The organism is Rhodococcus opacus B4, assembly GCF_000010805.1.
GTDB lineage: Bacteria > Actinomycetota > Actinomycetes > Mycobacteriales > Mycobacteriaceae > Rhodococcus_F > Rhodococcus_F opacus_C.
Window position 1 is genome coordinate 3,324,553 of sequence record NC_012522.1, and the last position, 16,073, is coordinate 3,340,625.

General features: G+C 64.5%; 11 protein-coding genes and 1 pseudogene. 10 read left to right on the forward strand and 2 right to left on the reverse strand.

Annotated features, from left to right (window positions below; all coding sequences use genetic code 11):
- Positions 1 to 193: 193 nt before the first annotated feature.
- From ROP_RS15285 to ROP_RS44815, 5 genes and pseudogenes are all read left to right on the forward strand, one after another.
- Positions 194 to 1,117 (forward strand): nuclear transport factor 2 family protein, encoded by a 924-nt coding sequence (locus tag ROP_RS15285; RefSeq protein WP_012690294.1) that lies wholly within the window; start codon positions 194 to 196, stop codon positions 1,115 to 1,117.
- 94 nt (positions 1,118 to 1,211) lie between these two features.
- Positions 1,212 to 2,225, forward strand: a complete 1,014-nt coding sequence (locus ROP_RS15290) for an LLM class flavin-dependent oxidoreductase (protein WP_012690295.1) — start codon at positions 1,212 to 1,214, stop codon at positions 2,223 to 2,225.
- A 253-nt stretch (positions 2,226 to 2,478) separates the two neighbouring features.
- Positions 2,479 to 5,013, forward strand: a pseudogene (locus ROP_RS15295) (AAA family ATPase); the annotation flags it as partial.
- A gap of 1,129 nt (positions 5,014 to 6,142) precedes the next feature.
- Complete coding sequence (locus ROP_RS15300; RefSeq protein WP_012690297.1) at positions 6,143 to 7,216, forward strand: alkene reductase; 1,074 nt, start codon at positions 6,143 to 6,145, stop codon at positions 7,214 to 7,216.
- Positions 7,217 to 7,883: 667 nt separating this feature from the next.
- Entirely contained in the window at positions 7,884 to 8,261 is a 378-nt protein-coding gene (locus ROP_RS44815; RefSeq protein ID WP_269454446.1) for a helix-turn-helix domain-containing protein, read from the forward strand.
- Between the two features lie 129 nt (positions 8,262 to 8,390).
- Here ROP_RS44815 and ROP_RS15310 read toward each other — a convergent pair whose 3' ends face one another.
- Both ROP_RS15310 and ROP_RS15315 read right to left on the reverse strand, forming a co-directional pair.
- A complete protein-coding gene (locus ROP_RS15310) occupies positions 8,391 to 8,837 on the reverse strand; it encodes a cupin domain-containing protein (RefSeq protein WP_012690299.1) in 447 nt (148 codons plus the stop codon).
- A 105-nt stretch (positions 8,838 to 8,942) separates the two neighbouring features.
- On the reverse strand, positions 8,943 to 9,440 hold the full coding sequence (locus tag ROP_RS15315; RefSeq protein WP_012690300.1) for a MaoC/PaaZ C-terminal domain-containing protein: 498 nt from the start codon (positions 9,438 to 9,440) through the stop codon (positions 8,943 to 8,945).
- Positions 9,441 to 9,722: 282 nt separating this feature from the next.
- On the opposite strand from ROP_RS15315, the gene ROP_RS15320 reads away from it, so the two are divergent.
- The 5 genes from ROP_RS15320 (at position 9,723) to ROP_RS15340 (ending at position 16,070) form a co-directional block, all read left to right on the forward strand.
- Entirely contained in the window at positions 9,723 to 10,613 is an 891-nt protein-coding gene (locus ROP_RS15320) for an HpcH/HpaI aldolase/citrate lyase family protein (RefSeq protein WP_012690301.1), read from the forward strand.
- Between the two features lie 39 nt (positions 10,614 to 10,652).
- On the forward strand, positions 10,653 to 11,120 hold the full coding sequence (locus ROP_RS15325) for a MaoC family dehydratase (RefSeq protein WP_005565830.1): 468 nt from the start codon (positions 10,653 to 10,655) through the stop codon (positions 11,118 to 11,120).
- Positions 11,117 to 11,953: a fumarylacetoacetate hydrolase family protein gene (locus tag ROP_RS15330; RefSeq protein ID WP_012690302.1), complete on the forward strand. Its 837-nt coding sequence runs from the start codon at positions 11,117 to 11,119 to the stop codon at positions 11,951 to 11,953. The genes ROP_RS15325 and ROP_RS15330 overlap by 4 nt, the downstream gene beginning before the upstream one ends.
- A gap of 388 nt (positions 11,954 to 12,341) precedes the next feature.
- Positions 12,342 to 13,466: a substrate-binding domain-containing protein gene (locus tag ROP_RS15335; protein ID WP_012690303.1), complete on the forward strand. Its 1,125-nt coding sequence runs from the start codon at positions 12,342 to 12,344 to the stop codon at positions 13,464 to 13,466.
- 63 nt (positions 13,467 to 13,529) lie between these two features.
- The gene (locus tag ROP_RS15340; protein ID WP_043826595.1) at positions 13,530 to 16,070 is read left to right on the forward strand and encodes an ATP-binding cassette domain-containing protein; all 2,541 of its coding nucleotides are present in this window, start codon (positions 13,530 to 13,532) and stop codon (positions 16,068 to 16,070) included.
- Positions 16,071 to 16,073: the final 3 nt, after the last annotated feature.

Sequence of the window (16,073 nt, forward strand, 5' to 3'; positions counted from 1 at the left end):
TCTCAGGTTTCCGAGTTCGGTCGAATTCCGTTCTGCGCATAGCACCGTGCACGGGTGGTGACGTGCTTCACTCCGCTATCGCTTGACCTTGACATCAATGTCATTGTTTAGCGTCGTCGACATGACCCGCAACAACAATGGATCGATCACATCGGAGCGAGGCCGCCTCGACCCAGAATCAGGACAAAGGTCGATGTCCCCGACGGCCGAGGGGGTACTCGCGGCGTTGGACATCTTCGTGGCAGGTTGGGCCGACAGTGACCAGGACGCCCTGACTACCGTCTTCGCCGACGCGAGCGTCCTGTACTCCAGTGCGCATGGTCAGGCCCGCGGAGCCAGGGCAATCACGGCTCTGTTCAGCGCCGATTTCGATCCCACCATGCCCCTCGACATAGTCACCACGAACCACTTCGTCGGCGGTGACGACGAGCGGACAGTACTTACCTCCTACCTGTACGGTCTCACGCCGCAAACGGAACCGGCGCCTTCGACGTTCGGCGCGACACTCGTGGCCGACCTCGTCCGGACCGAGTCCGGTTGGCAATTCGAGGTCCTGCGGCTGTCCATCCCATGGATCGACGGGGACGAGGCTCGGTTCGCGAAATGGAGCATCCCGTCCCCCGAAGGATGGAAGATCGGCGACGCGACGCCCAGCATCGTGAGCGAGTTGGACTCGCCCTGGGCCCGCGGTATCCCCGATCTCGACCCCCACGATGCCGTGCGGCAGGTCGCCGACTTCTACTCGCGCTATTCGTGGGCCATCGACCAAGGGGACATCACGCTCCTGCGTGGCTGCTTCACCGAGGATGTCTTCGGGGCGTTCCCCCCAATGGGCGACCTCCAGGGACGCCATGAAGTCATTGGACAGATGAAGTCCTTCCGTCGCCTGTGGCCGTGGATGCAACATTTCGGCCGCCCGCTGCAGATCACGGTCGACGAAGCTCGCAACACCGCTCACCTTGTCATCGGCCGGATCATCCCTCAGCGGCCGGCTACACCGAGTGGGCAGGACCTCTACGGGGCCCACTACCAGTTGGATCTCCGCCGCGAAGACGACACCTGGAAGATCTCGCGTTTCGAATACATACCCGGCTGGATCACCGCGACGGAACGGTAGACCGCCCGCCGAGTCGCGGCCGCCGTGCCGCCTCCCAGGTGTCTTTCCCCGCCGAACGCACCCCTGACCACCCCCAGACAAGAAACGGCACGCGATGGATACCCTTTCCACTCCTCCGGATCGTCCGGCACTCTCGCTTCTCGATCTCGCACCGATCCGGCACGGCCACACCGTCGGTGACGCATTGCACCGCACCGTCGAACTCGCCGCCTATGCCGAGCGCCTGGGCTTCCACCGCTACTGGCTTGCCGAGCACCACAACATGGCGCCGATGGCGAGCTCGGCCAACATCATCCTGGCCGGCGCGGTCGCCGCCGGGACCCGGACCATCCGGGTCGGCACCGGCAGTCTCAATCTGTCCAACTACGCGCCGCTCGTCGTGGCCGAGCAGGTCGGCACTCTGACAGCCCTGCACCCCGGCCGCTTCGATCTCGGGCTGGGACGCGCACCGGGAACGGACCCGTGGACAGCGGCTGAGATCCGTCGCGGGCGACCGGATCAGGAGTTCACTGCGCAGTTCGCCGAACTCCTCTCCTACCTCCACGGCACACGACCACAGGTTCGGGCCATCCCGGGAGAGGGCGCCGACATACCCATCCACCTGCTGGGTTCCGGTGTCTACAGCGCGGCCTTGGCCGCGCGTCTCGGGCTGCCGTTCATCTTTGCCGCACACTTCGCCCCGTCTCGGCTGCAGGAAGCAACGGATCTCTACCACTCCACATTCCGCCCTTCGCAGACGCTGTCAGAGCCGTATGCGATGGTCGCCGTGAACGCAGTCCTCGCGGATGACGACCTAGAGGCGGCCCGGCTGTTCACCTCCGTCCAACAGCGGTTCCTCGCAACGGTGCGCGGCCGGATGCAGCCGCTGGATCCACCGGTGGACGACATACACCGGCTGTGGACCCGGGGCGAAGCCGCGGCAGTGGCGGAGCAGCTGAACCAGTCCTACACCGGCACTCCTGAGACCGTCCGTCCTCGACTCGAAGCGCTCGTGGCTCGGACGGGCGCCCGCGAGCTCGTCTTCATGTCGGAGACCTACGACCAAGCAGCACGTATGCGCTCGTACGAGCTCATCGCCAGCCTCTGGGACCCCGCGACGGCACGGTAGCCCGACAGCGCAAGGACTGCGGCCTGGGCTGCCCGGCGCGCAGTTCCCGGGTGCCGATTACATCTGGTACCCCATTCGGGCCATTCGATGAATGCAAATCAACCGAATCACGTTGCAAGCGACCCTAATACGATTAGCGCCCGCGAGCAGCGAAGAGAGTCTGCGTGATCCCCGCGATGCCGCCGTAAATCGGCAACCGAAGGTTATTTGGGCACAACAACTCCCGAGTACCGTAAGGACTGCGTCGGGCAGGTCCGGCCCGATGACGACGGCCGGCCGGAACGATGCAGTGACGCCAGGGACACCGCCGGCCCCCTCCACCCGATTCCGCCCGCCGACGCCGACCCGGCAACTGGTCGAGCGTAGACAACTCATCGACTCCTTACGCGCCGGAGAGCGGCGCAGGTTGACGGTCATTCACGCGCCTGCCGGATTCGGCAAGAGCACCCTCGCCGCCCAATGGGGTGAAGTGCTGACCGAGGAGGGTGTGGCGGTCGCGTGGCTGACGGTCGATCACGATGACAACAACGTGGTGTGGTTTCTCTCGCATCTGGTCGAGGCGATCAGACGGGTCCGCCCGACCCTGGCGCGCGACCTGGGGCAGGCGCTCGACGAGCACGGCGACGAGGCCGAGCAGTACGTCCTGTCTTCGCTGATCAACGAGATCCACGCCCGCGGTGAGCGGGTGGCGATCGTGATCGACGACTGGCACCGGGTCACCGACGCCGGGACACGCGGAGCCATGGGATTCCTGCTCGACAACGGCTGCCACCACATCCAGGTCGTCGTGGCAAGCCGCACCCGGGCCGGCCTTCCGATGAGTAGAATGCGCGTGCGTGATGAGCTTGTCGAAATCGACTACACAGCATTACGTTTCGATGACAATGAGGCACGATCCTTCCTGGTCGACCTGGGCGGACTGGAGCTGGAGCAGGAGGATGTCGCGGACCTGCGGGACTCGACCGACGGGTGGGTGGCGGCGTTGCAATTGGCGTACCTGTCACTGCGCGGACGCGACGACCCCACCGAGCTGATCGGGCACATGTCGGGTCGGCATCACGCCATCGGCGAGTTCCTCGCCGAGAACGTGCTCGACACGTTGGAACCGGAGATCCTCGATTTTCTGCTGGCGACGTCGGTTACCGAACGGATCAGCGGCAGCCTCGCGGGCGCGCTGGCGCACGTGTCGCGCGGGCAGGCGCTACTCGAAGTAGTCGAGGAGCGGGATCTGTTCCTGCGACGGGTGGACGAGGACGGAGTGTGGTTCCGGTACAACCACGTGTTCGCCGAGTTCCTGCAACGACGACTCGAGCGTGATCAGCCCGAGCGGATCGACGAACTTCACCGCACGGCATCGACATGGTTCGCCGATCACGAGCTACTCGGCGAGGCCGTCGATCACGCGCTCATGGCTGGGGATCAGGTCCGGGCGGTCGAGCTCGTCGAGCGCGATGGGATGCACCTGATCGAGTACTCGCACATGACGACCCTCCTCGGTATGGTTGCGAAACTCCCTCCCGCGCTGACGGAGTCGCGTCCGTGGTTGCAACTCGCCGTAGCCTGGGCCAATATCATGCTGCACCGTGCCGAACCTGCACAGAGAGCACTCGACCTCGTCGAATCAACGCTCGATCGTGTTCCCTCCACCGACGAGGTCGCCGATCTGAGAGTAGAGGCCGCCGTGATGCGGGGCGTTATTCGGTTCCGCGCGGACCGAATCGACGGCGCGGACGAGTTGGTCCAGGCATGCCTGCCGCGGATGGACACGTTGCGGCCGTGGGTTGTGTCGAGTGCCGCGAACATGGCAACCTATCGCGCGACGTACCAGTTCGATTTCGACGAAGCGCGCCGACTGCAGGAATGGGCCTCCACATTTCATGCGCGAACCAACGGTCCGTACCTGGTGATGCACGGGCACTGTTTCGCCGGCCTTGCCGCCTACGAACAACTCGATGTCGCCGCAGCAGAAAGCAGCTTCCGGACGGGGGTGCGTGTGGCAAGGAAGATGGGCGGTAAACACTCGGAGGCCGCGCGCCTGGCCGATTCTCTCCTCGGCGCGATGTTGTACGAACGGGGCGAGATCGACGAAGCCGAACAGTTGCTCGACGAAGGCTATGAGCTTGGGGGCGAGGGCGGTCTCGTGGAATTCAAGATCCCTCGGTATGTCCTCGGGGCGCGTATCAAGGCCCTGCGGGGCGATCGAATAGCGGCAGCGCAGCGACTGGATGAGGGGGCGAGGATCGCTGTGACACTGTCCCTTCCGCGGTTGCGCGCCAATGTCGAGAACGAACGGATCAGGCTGGGGCTTCCCTTGAGCTCCGACATCCCGGTCTCGCCGCCCGCAGAATATTCCTCTCGTCGACGACCGGTCGACGGCATCGAGGCACTGACGGCGCAGATCGAAGAGGCAACAGCCATCAGACTGCTGCTCGACAAGCATGCACCGGACCAGGACGAGCTCGCCTGCACGTGGGCACAGGAGTGGGTGGACTTACTCCGAGGTCGCGGCGCGCACCGGCTGTTGATGCAGGGCAGAAGGCTGCTCGTGGCGTGTTTGTCCGCCTCGGGCCGCATCGACGAAGCCAAGGAACTGCTCACCTCGATCGCAGCTCAATGCGCCGCGCTGGGAATGATGCGTCACCTTCCGGATGGCGGACCACACATCGTCTCGCTCATCGCGGCATTGCGGGGGGACCAGGTCGCGGGGCGGTGGCGCAAGGACTGGGCACCGGTCCCGGCCGCTTTTCTCGCGGACGTGGTGACTGCCGAGGCACCGCACAGGATCTGATGAATTTCAGCCTCGCGCTTGCCTGGGTCACTGCCGATGGGATGTGGTCGGCGGTCCCGCCGAGCTGTGTCCACGGGGGTAGCGGGCAGTCTCGATTGCCCGCCTGACGATCCTCGTCACCGATCGGCCGGGGCCGAAGCACATGCCTATTTGTCGGACCAGACCACGCGAAGCCGGGTCAGGGTAAGCGTAGAGAACTTCCATGCCCCGCCCACGCGCTCATACTTCTCGTGGTAGTGCCCATAGCCGTGCATGACCTCGTCGCAATACTCCGACGGTCGTACATCGACCACCGCCCCACAGCGCGATGCGGGCTGATCAACTCAGTTTGCGGGCCGTGTCCTTGATGAACCGAGATGACCTCGGAGACCGCACCCGCGATGACCCGCGCCGTCGCTTCGCCGCCGCTGACGACATAGTGACTCCTTCCTTCTCGCGTGTCCGCAGTTGTTGACTCTGAAACGATTACGGATCCTCCTCGCCTAGGGATACCTATCCGGTCCGATGGGAGCGCTTGGGTGGATCTGCTGCGAGCCGTCCGTGGTGGCTACGGATACACCGCGCAGCCAGAAGGGCGGCCGACGATTCGAACGGCGCGTCAGGAACGACAAAGTAGAGGCGACGAACTTGACGATGCCTACAAACGCTCGTTCGCTGGATATAACGTAGATCATATTTCACGTGGACGCAAGCAGCTGAGGACACCGAATGCGCACCCGTCCGCGCCGATCGCGCCGCATCGACACGATCCGTGACACGCACCCGGCGGTACGCCCCCTGTGAGGGTTGACACATCGAACTCTCCCGCTAATACTTACGAACGTCCGTACGTTTGTTACTCGGAGAGGGACTTCGATCAGAGATCGATCGCACGCGGTGTCAACAGACGAGTTCAATCGAGACATCAACCTCACCTGAGCATTATCGAGATCTGTCGATTCGTCATACTGCGTCGATGAGACTGAGCTCCCGGGGGTCGACCGACGATTACCCCACCGAAATTCACGCGCACCAGACAAACACCGATAACGCGGTCGACACCTAGCCATGCAAAGGGCACTACTGGTGCCGATGCGAGCCAGGCTATGACCGGGCGGACAAACACCCCACAGTAAGGAGATCTCAGGTCATGTTGTTCGAGACATACAAATTGGGTTCACTCGAGCTGTCGAATCGAGTAGTCATGGCACCCATGACGCGGGTTCGCGCCTCCGAGACGGGACTGCCTTCCGAGAGTGCCGCTCTCTACTACGCGCAACGGGCCAGCGCGGGTCTCATTGTGAGCGAAGGTATCTCGCCGTCGAAGCAAGGACAGTCCGAGCCGAATATTCCCGGTCTCTACAACGACGAGCAGGAGGCAGCCTGGCGCCCGATCACCCAGTCTGTTCACGATGCCGGCGGCCGGATCTTCGCCCAGCTCATGCACGGCGGCCGCGTGGGACACCCTGAGATCAACGGAATGCAGCCGCTCGGAGCCTCGCCCATCGCTGCCCAGGGCACGATCTTCAACTCCGGAGGCCGGCTCGCCTTCGTCACTCCCGTCGAGATGACCGTCGAGCAGATTCAAGAGCAGATCAATGTGTTTGTCGCAGCGGCCGAGCGCGCGATCGCTGCCGGCTTCGACGGCGTCGAGATCCACGGTGCCAACGGCTACCTGCTCCAGCAGTTCCTGTCCGACAACAGCAATCAGCGCACCGACCAGTACGGCGGGTCGCACGAAAACCGGGCACGCTTCGCGGTCGAGGTCGCTACCGCCGTCAGCGCCGCCATCGGCGCTGACCGGGTGGGGATCAGGTTCTCTCCCGGCGGAAAGTTCCACGACATGAACGAAAACGATCCCGAAGGCCTGTACACAACGCTCCTCAACGCCCTGAATCCGCTGGGATTGGCGTACCTTCACATCCTCGAGACTGCATCGGACGACATCAACGACCGGATCCGGGAAATCTGGACCGGCCCGCTGATCGTGAACCCGGCAATTGTCGGAAGTGCAGACTTCGTCAACAAGTCAAATGCCGATCGGTGGTTGGCGCGCGGCGGCGACCTGATCGCATTCGGCCGGTACTTCATCTCCAATCCGGACTTGGTGCGTCGCCTGCGCGATGGCCTCGAACTGACCATGCCCGATCTCGACACCTTCTACTCGGGCGGCGACAAGGGCTACATCGACTACCCGGAGTGGTCGGACAGCGCTGTCGGCTGACAACCTTGGGCGGGCCGGGCCGGAGTTCCTCCGGCCCGGCCCGATTCCGTGTCTCGGCGAGTAGCTCATCTGAGGTGGCGAAATCGGCGCATAGTGCTTCGGCGGCGTCGAGCTCGAACCCGCCTGCGAATGTCGACAGCACCTCCCACAGACACCGCTCAGCCGCGGAGCACAGGTCGCAACTCCAGCCCAGGCTCGCGCGCAGGCTCTGCTGGTGTGCGGGCGCTCCCCGGGCCGCCGAGGGTGAGGAAACAGCAAAGATCGTCGGGGTGTCCGAAGATCTGCTGTGCCGCCACGCGCAACGCCGGACGTGTCTTCCCCACTCCCCTGGCCGGTCACGGCGACCAACCGGTCAGTCCCCAACAGTCGTCCGGCCTCCGCAAGTTCGGTGCGCCTCCCGACAAAGGTGGTCAACTCGAGCGGGAGATGTGCTGCTCGATCTCCGATGGCGATCGACATGGAACCGCTTCTTTCGTGGAGTTGCTTCGGTACCCGACACCCGGTTAATCTAACGTGTGTTTGTTTGTTTTGGCCTACGACTCTTCCCGGCAGATCGCAAGAACCCCTTTGTCGAGCAACCAATTCAGACTGAGCGTCAACAGGTGTCGAACTCCTCTTCGGAACGCCCAAGGCCGGATTGGACGCGGAGGCTGCGGAATCAATGACGATGGACGCCGAGCTGAGCCGAATCCTCGACTTGCTTCACTCACAGCACGTGGATGACCGGGCAGCACGCCTTCGTGCCGCATCGGCGCTGGAGAGGGTCCTCCTCTCCGGCGCCCACGCCAATTCGTGTGTTCACGCCGGTCTCGCGGCCCGCGCGGAGACCGCATGCCCTTCGGATCACGACGACCCGCTGACCGGTCGCGAGCACGAGATACTGGGCATGATCGCCGATGGTGCGTCGAATGCCGAAATCGGTCGTGACCTGTTCATTTCGAGGAACACGGTCCGGTTTCACGTCAGCAACATTCTGCGCAAGATGTCGGTGAACAATCGCACTGCAGCGGTCGCGAAGATGACAACCGGCACCGGCGCGCGCTGACACTTCCGCCAGGCGCCCGTCTCGGCACACCGAAGCCCTCCAGCCGTGATTCGACCGGAGGACTTCCGTGGGTGGAAAATATTGAGCCGCAGCGAAAGATTGTCTGCGGATGAGGCGATGACGGGAACGTCAGTGCGCCTCGACGTGAGTGCCGACACGGACGTATCCGGTGAGGGTGCTGTCCTCGACCTCGGGCAGGTTGACGACGATGTTCTCGGGCGTGCGGGTGGTGAGCCAGATGAGTTCCTCGGTGGTGCTCATGTTGGCTTCGACGTGCGGCATGAAGGGCGGGACGAAGACGAAGTCCCCTTCGGACATGTCGATGTACTCGCTGAAGTTCTCGCCGAAGTAGATTCGCGCCTTGCCGGTGAAGACGTACCCGCCGGTCTCGGCCTCACCGTGATGATGCGGCAGGGACCGATATCCCGGCTCGTTGAAGACCTTCCCGAACCAAATCTTCGTCGCCGGCGTGTGCTGGACACTGACCCCGGACACACGCACCGCGCCACCCGATTGGCCCGTATTCTGCGCTTCCTCTCCTTTACGAGTGACTACCGGCTTGTCATGTTCGGCCATGCTCAATTCCTTTCAAGAACAAACGTTCGCTTGCAGCGCAGCGTACGAGTGCGACCGTGATCGCACAAGAGTGCGCGAGGGTCGCAATCCGTCACCTGCATGTCGTCAGCAAAGCGCCTCGGGACGTCGGCGGATCATGAAGCTGCTCCGGAAGGTCATCACGGCTTCACCCCGCTGATTGAGCGCGCTGTAGGCGAAAGACCAGATACCCTGGTCGGGCTTCTTGGTGGGGCGGGTGGCAATGAGTTCGGCTTCGGGATGCAGGGTGTCGCCGATGAGCACCGGACGCACAGCGCGCACCTCGTCGAGGCCGAGCCAGGCGACGACATTGTTGAAGTATCCGGTCTGCGTCGTCAACCCCAGGGCGAGCGAGAGCGTGAACGGCCCGTGTGCGATCCGCTGTCCGAACTGGGTGCCGGCGGCATACTCCTCGTCGAGGTGCAGCGAGACGATGTCGCAGGTCAGCCCTGCCCAGTGCACCAGGTGTGCGTCGGTGACGGTCATGCCGGGCCCGCGGAGCACGTCCCCGAGGTCGAGGTCCTCCCACCAGCGATCAGGCTGCCCGATCACTCGGGCGGCAGTGCTGACGTCGTTGATTGTCATCGAAACTCCTCATAGCGCCGGCGCCGCCGGCCGTGTTAACGTACGAGCGATTGTTCGTTTAACAGTACGGACCACCAACCCGCTGGTCAATCATTTGGTCAAAGCCTGCACCACGAAGTCTGGATGTGACGAAATGCCGCACACCACGAAATATCGCGCCGCGTCCACGGCGGGTTCGCATACGGCCGAGTGGCCGAGGCGGCGACCGTCAATCTCCCCCGGGAATTTGCGGGGAGCCTGTGTCGTCGCCGCACCGGCGGTGCCCAATCGAGTGAGGAAGTAATGCGACCCCTACGTTCCCTCCAGTTCGTGCCGGCTCATCGTGAGGGCTGGGCGCAGAAAGCTGTGCGTGCCGGCGCCGACGCCGTTATCCTCGATCTCGAGGACTCGGTTCCCGAGCCGAGCAAGGCAGATGCCCGCGCAATGGCAGCCGAGACGATCGACGCCCTGCGCAGTGACCATCCGGATGTGACGGTGCTGGTGCGCCCGAACCCACTCGACACGGACCACTTCGGCCGAGATCTCGCGGCCGTGGTGCGCGCGGGACTCGACGGGTTACTGTTGCCGAAGGTGTACGGAGCCCGAGAGGTTCTCGACTTCGCCGCGCTGCTCGAGCACTTCGAGATCGAGGCCGCCCTGGTCCGTGGCAGCATCGAGGTGATCCCCACTCTCGAAACCGCGAAGTCGCTGGTGAACTGCGAGTCGATCGCGGCGGCCCATCCCCGGGTCGCATCGCTGATGGTCGCGGCGGCTCGCGATGCCGATGTCTCGCGTGAGGTCGGTTTCGAGTGGACCGCCGAGGGCCTGGAAACCCTGCATTACCGCAGCAAGGCCGTGCTCGCCTGCCGAGCCGCAGGGTTGGCCCATCCGATCGTGGGACTGTGGCAGGAGATCTCCGACCTGGACGGCCTGCGCCGGTTCGCCGAAGGCAACCGGCGACTGGGCTTTACCGGGCAGGTGCTCATCCATCCCTCGCACATCGAGACGATCAACGACGTCTATGCGCCGGACCCGAAAATCGTCGACCGCTTCCGCCGCATGATCGAGGCCTTCGAGCAGGCCCAGGCGAACGGGCAGGCGGCGGCACTGTTCGAGGGCGAACACGTCGACATCGCCCACATCAAAACCGCTCGCGGCGTGGTTGCCCTCGCCGAAACCATCCAGTCGCACTGACCCCATCACCCGACCGACCGAACCCTTGAGGACCCCAAAATGAGTGGATTGTATTTCGAAGAACTCGAGCCGGAGCTCACCATCAAGCACGCGGTGACCCGTACAGTGACCGAAACGGACAACCTGCTGTTCACGACGCTCACGATGAACGTGCAGCCGCTGCACCTCGATGCCGAGTTCGCGAAGGACAGCATGTACGGCGAGCGCATCGTCAATAGCGTCTTCACCCTCGGCGTCGTCGTCGGCATTCCGGTGCAGGAAACGACCCTCGGAACGACGCTGGGCAACCTCGGGTTCGAGGAGATCGCCTTCCCCGCGCCGGTACTGATCGGCGACACCCTGCGCGTGGAAACCGAGATTCTGTCGCGCCGCGAGTCGAAGTCCCGCCCGGATACCGGCATCGTGCGCTTCGAGCACCGCGGTTTCAACCAGAACGACAAACTGGTCTGCCGCGTCCAGCGATCCGGTCTGATGCTCAAGAAGCCCGCCGAGGTCGCCGTCTCATGAAACTGGCCACGCTGCGTGTGGAGGGATCGACCGCCGCCGCGCGGATCGACGGCGGAAACGCGGTGCTGATCGAGCCCTATCCCAGCCTCTCGGATCTGCTACGCGACCCGCACTGGCACCGCATCGCCACCGAGGCCTCCGGGCAGGTTGTCGACCTCGGTGCCGTGGAGTACGCCCCCGTGGTCACGCACCCGACGAAGATTGTGTGCGTGGGCCTGAACTATGCGAATCACATCGCGGAAATGGGACGCGAACTCCCCCGCTACCCCACCTTGTTTGCCAAGTTCCCCGAAGCGCTCATCGGGGCCTACGACGACATCCACGTCCCGGCCTACGCCGATCAGCAGGTCGACTGGGAAGGGGAGCTCGCCGTCGTCATCGGCAAGAAGGCGCGATCGGTGCAGGCCGCCCACGCCGGGGAGTACATCGCCGGCTTCGCGGTCGCCAACGATGTCACCATGCGCGACTACCAATATCGGACTCAACAGTGGCTGCAGGGCAAGACCTTCGAGGGAACGTGCCCGCTCGGTCCGACGCTCGTGACCCCGGACGAGTTCAGGCTCGGTGCCACCCTGAACACTCTCGTCGACGGTGCCACCGTACAGTCGGACTCGACCGGCGACCTGGTGTTCACACCGGCCCGGTTGATCGAGTACATCTCCCACATCGTCACCCTGCAGGCCGGGGACGTGATCTTGACCGGAACTCCCGGCGGAGTCGGCCACCCGACCGGAACACATCTGTCTGACGGCCAGACACTCACCACGGAGATCACCGGCCTGGGCACGCTGCGCAATGCCGTGTGCGTTGCCGCCCCGGTCCCGGTCGGCTGACCCTCCGCGCTCCGCAATCGAATACGGCACGGCCCAGCCCTTCCAGTCCGTCACGGACCGGGAGGGCTAGTGGCCGTTGCTTCGCGAGCGTCCTTCGAGCCCCGCTGCCTCAGATCGCGCACATCGGTTCCCGCCCCGGTGTTCGCGCGACACCGACCCCACGGCAGCGACCGCACGAGCGGTTACCTACCGACGCAACAGGGTTGGTGCGTCGATGGTGAAGGCGCGTCACCTGCGACACAGCCCTGTCGGCGTGACGGCCACGAAATACCCAATCGTCCAGGTAGTGGCATGCCGCAGATCACCCGTTGACGGATGCTGTGCTCTACGCCACAATACAAACAAACGAGCAAACGTTCGTCTGTGTCTGGCAGAAGAAGGAAAATCCATGAACGCTCTGTTTTGTCGTCGCGCAACCCTTGCCGGAGTTGCCCTCAGCGCAGTCCTCAGCGTCGCGGCATGCACGGCCAGTGCCCCGGCAGAATCGGGTGGCAGCTCAGCAGGTTCGACGAGCGACGGCGGCCAGGCCCTGCCGGTCGGGCAGCTCTGCGGTGACCAGCCACTCAAGATCGCGCACGTCGCCGGATTCGGCGCCAACTCGTGGCGCAAGATCACGCAGGCCGAACTCACCGACGAGCTTTCCGCCTGCCCCAACGTGACCCTCGAGTACACCCAGGCCGACAACGATCTGCAGAAGTACATCACCGCAATCAATTCGTACACCGCACAGGGTTTCGATGCGATCGTCACGTACGACGACTTCGGCAGCCAGGCCCTCAGCGCCCTGAAGAACGCCCATGACGCCGGCGTGGTCGTCGTCCCCTACATCGCCGATCCCGGCGGTGAGGTCGGTGTCGACTACGACGGCTACGTCCAGTACAACTTCGATGTCGAGGGCGACACGATGGCCAAGTGGCTGGGCGGCCAGGTCCAGCCGGGCAGCACACTGCTCTTCAGCGGTGGACTACCGGGCGGAAGCCCCTCGACGGTCGCCCTGTGGGACGGAATCAACGAGACCTCGAAGGAACTCGGCGGTGCCTTCACCCCCCTGACCAACGAGCCGCAGCCCTCGAGCTGGGACGCGGCATACGAACAGCGCGCCATGGCCGGCGCGTTGACCAAGTACCCCGAGATCGACGCCCTGGCATCGGATTACGGTGTCGCATCGAAGGGTGGACTGCGCGCCTTCATCAACGCCGGTCGGCCGATCCCGCCGCTGGCCACCTCCGCTACCGACAACGAACTCGGGTGCATGTGGCTGCAGCACCACGAGGCCAACCCCGGCTTCCAGTTGTTGACCCTCGACGGCACCACGACGGTCGTACGCATCGCAGCCCGCAAGGCGCTCGCTGCGCTCAACGACCAGCCCGACAACGAGCCGGAGAACTTCGAACTGCCCACGTTCGTCGACACCCTGGGCGGCAAGCTCCCGACCTGCCGCGAGGATCTGCCGCCGGACGCCGACCTGTCCTCGGCGCTCTCGCCCGAGCAGCTCTCGGCCGTCTTCCAGTAGCGGCTGGGCGCCAGGGATAAGGAGTGGTCAACTATGACTCAGCAAGACATTGTCGAGGATGTGATGTACGTGAGTGACGTACAGGTTCAGGAAAGTCCCGTCCACGAAGTGCCCGATCAGGACGTCGTTCTCCGGCTCGAAGCGGTGGACAAGAAGTACCCGGGCGTGCACGCAATCAAGAACGTCTCGCTGACGGTCCGGCGCGGCGAGGTTCATGCGCTGGTCGGCCAGAACGGCGCAGGCAAGTCCACGCTCGTCGGCATTGCGGCCGGTTCGATCACCGCCGATTCGGGGACGGTGGAGATCGGTGGCGTCGCCGCCGCCGACCCGTCCCCGGCGTGGTGCCGCGAACAGGGTTTGGCCATCGTCTACCAGGAGCCAGCGCTCCTTCCGGACCTGACGGTCGCCGAGAACATGCGCCTGAGCATGCCCGAGGAACTACGTCCATCCGTCGGGGACCAGGTCGGCTGGGCAGAAGGCATCCTCGCGCGGTGGAGCAACGTGGCGTCGATCGATCCACGCACTCCGGTGCGCGAGTTGCAGCCGGACGCTCGGTTTGTCGTCGAAATCGCCAAGGCTCTGGCCGAGGAGCCGAAGGTCATCGTGCTCGACGAGCCCACCGAGCACCTCCTACCGCCCGCAGTCGCGGAGTTGTTCCGGCTGGTGTCGGAGCTGATCGCGGCCGGCGGTGCCGTTGTCTACATCTCGCACCGCCTCAACGAGGTCAAGCAGATCGCCCACGCCGTATCGGTGCTGCGCGACGGTGCGCTGGTCGGCACGTTCACCGGCGCCGACGTCACCGAGCAGGACGTGGTCAACCTCGTCGTCGGTCGGGAGCTCACGCGCGGTCACACGCGGGCCGACACCCGCTCGAGCCAGCTCGGTGACACCTTGCTACAGGTCACCGACTTCTCCGGCGAGGGTTTCGACGACCTTCACCTGCAGGTACGGGCCGGCGAAATCGTCGGGTTCGCCGGTGTCGAGGGACAAGGCCAGCGTGAGGTGCTCCGCGCGCTCGGCGGTCTGGTCGGTAACCACGGCACCGTCGAGATCGACGGCCGTCCGGTCAGGACGTCGAGCCCGACCACCGCACTGGCCGGTGGGATCGCCTATCTCCCCCACGACCGGCACAACGAGGGCATCCTGCCGGGACTGAGTCTTCGGGAGAACGCCTCGCTGGCCTCGCTGGGGCGGTTCACGCGCTTCGTTGCCCTCTCACGCCTGCGCGAGCGCAAGGCCACTTCCGAGACGTTCGCGTCGATGCGGGTCAAGGCTCCCTCCCCCGAGGTCGACATCACGACTCTGTCGGGCGGAAACCAGCAGAAGGTCGTGCTCAGCCGGGTGCTCATGACCGAGTCCACGGTGATTCTCGCCGATGAGCCCACCCAGGGTGTCGACATCGGCGCGCGGGAGGAGATCTACACCATCCTCCGAGAGGCGGCGGCGCGCGGGGCGGCGGTCATCGTGCTCTCCTCGTCGGCCGCGGAACTCGAGCAGCTCTGTGACCGGGTCATCGTCTTCTCCCGGGGGAAGGCCGCGAAGGAGCTCGTCGGCGACGAACTGACCGAGCACGGCATCGCCCAGGCCGCGCTCAGCGCGACCGGTAGTCGTAGCCGGGTCGGTACGGCACTGCGGAAGGTCACGCTCGGCCGGAAGATCTCCCGCAGCGACCTGACGCCCGCCGCGATTCTCGCGCTCGCCACTGTGCTGCTGGCGATCGTCGCGATCAGCCAGAGCGAGTTCTACCTCACGTCACGCAACTTTGGTCTGATCCTGCCGCTGCTGGCCACCCTCGCGTTCTTCGCGATGGCACAGCAGGTGGTAATGATGATCGGGGGCATCGACCTGTCGGTGGGCCCACTCGCCGGTCTGCTCGTCGTTGTCGGCTCATTCGTGCTGTCGGCGTACAAGACACCCATCGGCATGATCATCGGCCTGGTCGTCCTCGCGATCGTCGCCGCGGTTGTCGGCCTGGTGAACTGGACGCTGGCGGTGGTCGTCAAGATCAACCCGTTGATCGCAACGCTCGTTACCTACACCGCGATCCAGGGCATCGCCTACCTCCTGCGTCCGCTGCCCGCGGGCAAGATCGATCCAGTCTTCACCTCGTACGCATCGACCAAGCTCGGATTCGTACCGATCATGCTGGTTGTGGCAATCATCGTGGCGGTGCTTCTCGAAGTCGCCATGTACCGCACCATGTTCGGTGTCCGACTGCGAGCCACCGGATCCCAGCACGCCACAGCTGACCGTATCGGAGTCCGCACCAAGTGGATCACTCTCGCCGCCTACGTGAGCTGCTCGGTGCTGATCGTCCCGGCAGCCGTGCTGCTCATGGCTCAGGCCGGTACCGGCAACGCCAGTATCGGTGACAGCTACACCCTCGCCAGCATCGGTGCCGCGGTCCTCGGCGGCGCCTCGATCTTCGGCGGGCGCGGCTCGTTCATCGGAGCCTGCCTCGGCGCAGTGCTGGTGATCCAGATCAACACGGTCGTCCAGTTCATCGGGCTGCCGCTGTATTGGCAGCAGTGGCTTCTCGGCGGTCTGACCATCGCCGCGGCCGCCTTCTACTCGAAGTCCCGAACCCTCGCAGAGCGGAGCTGACCG

Bases quoted from the DNA above. Each gene is read 5' to 3' on its own strand.
- ROP_RS15285 (WP_012690294.1), top strand. From the start codon at position 194: ATGTCCCCGACGGCCGAGGGGGTACTCGCGGCGTTGGACATCTTCGTG.
- ROP_RS15290 (WP_012690295.1), top strand. From the start codon at position 1,212: ATGGATACCCTTTCCACTCCTCCGGATCGTCCGGCACTCTCGCTTCTC.
- ROP_RS15300 (WP_012690297.1), top strand. From the start codon at position 6,143: ATGTTGTTCGAGACATACAAATTGGGTTCACTCGAGCTGTCGAATCGA.
- ROP_RS44815 (WP_269454446.1), top strand. From the start codon at position 7,884: ATGGACGCCGAGCTGAGCCGAATCCTCGACTTGCTTCACTCACAGCAC.
- ROP_RS15310 (WP_012690299.1), bottom strand. From the start codon at position 8,837: ATGGCCGAACATGACAAGCCGGTAGTCACTCGTAAAGGAGAGGAAGCG.
- ROP_RS15315 (WP_012690300.1), bottom strand. From the start codon at position 9,440: ATGACAATCAACGACGTCAGCACTGCCGCCCGAGTGATCGGGCAGCCT.
- ROP_RS15320 (WP_012690301.1), top strand. From the start codon at position 9,723: ATGCGACCCCTACGTTCCCTCCAGTTCGTGCCGGCTCATCGTGAGGGC.
- ROP_RS15325 (WP_005565830.1), top strand. From the start codon at position 10,653: ATGAGTGGATTGTATTTCGAAGAACTCGAGCCGGAGCTCACCATCAAG.
- ROP_RS15330 (WP_012690302.1), top strand. From the start codon at position 11,117: ATGAAACTGGCCACGCTGCGTGTGGAGGGATCGACCGCCGCCGCGCGG.
- ROP_RS15335 (WP_012690303.1), top strand. From the start codon at position 12,342: ATGAACGCTCTGTTTTGTCGTCGCGCAACCCTTGCCGGAGTTGCCCTC.
- ROP_RS15340 (WP_043826595.1), top strand. From the start codon at position 13,530: ATGTACGTGAGTGACGTACAGGTTCAGGAAAGTCCCGTCCACGAAGTG.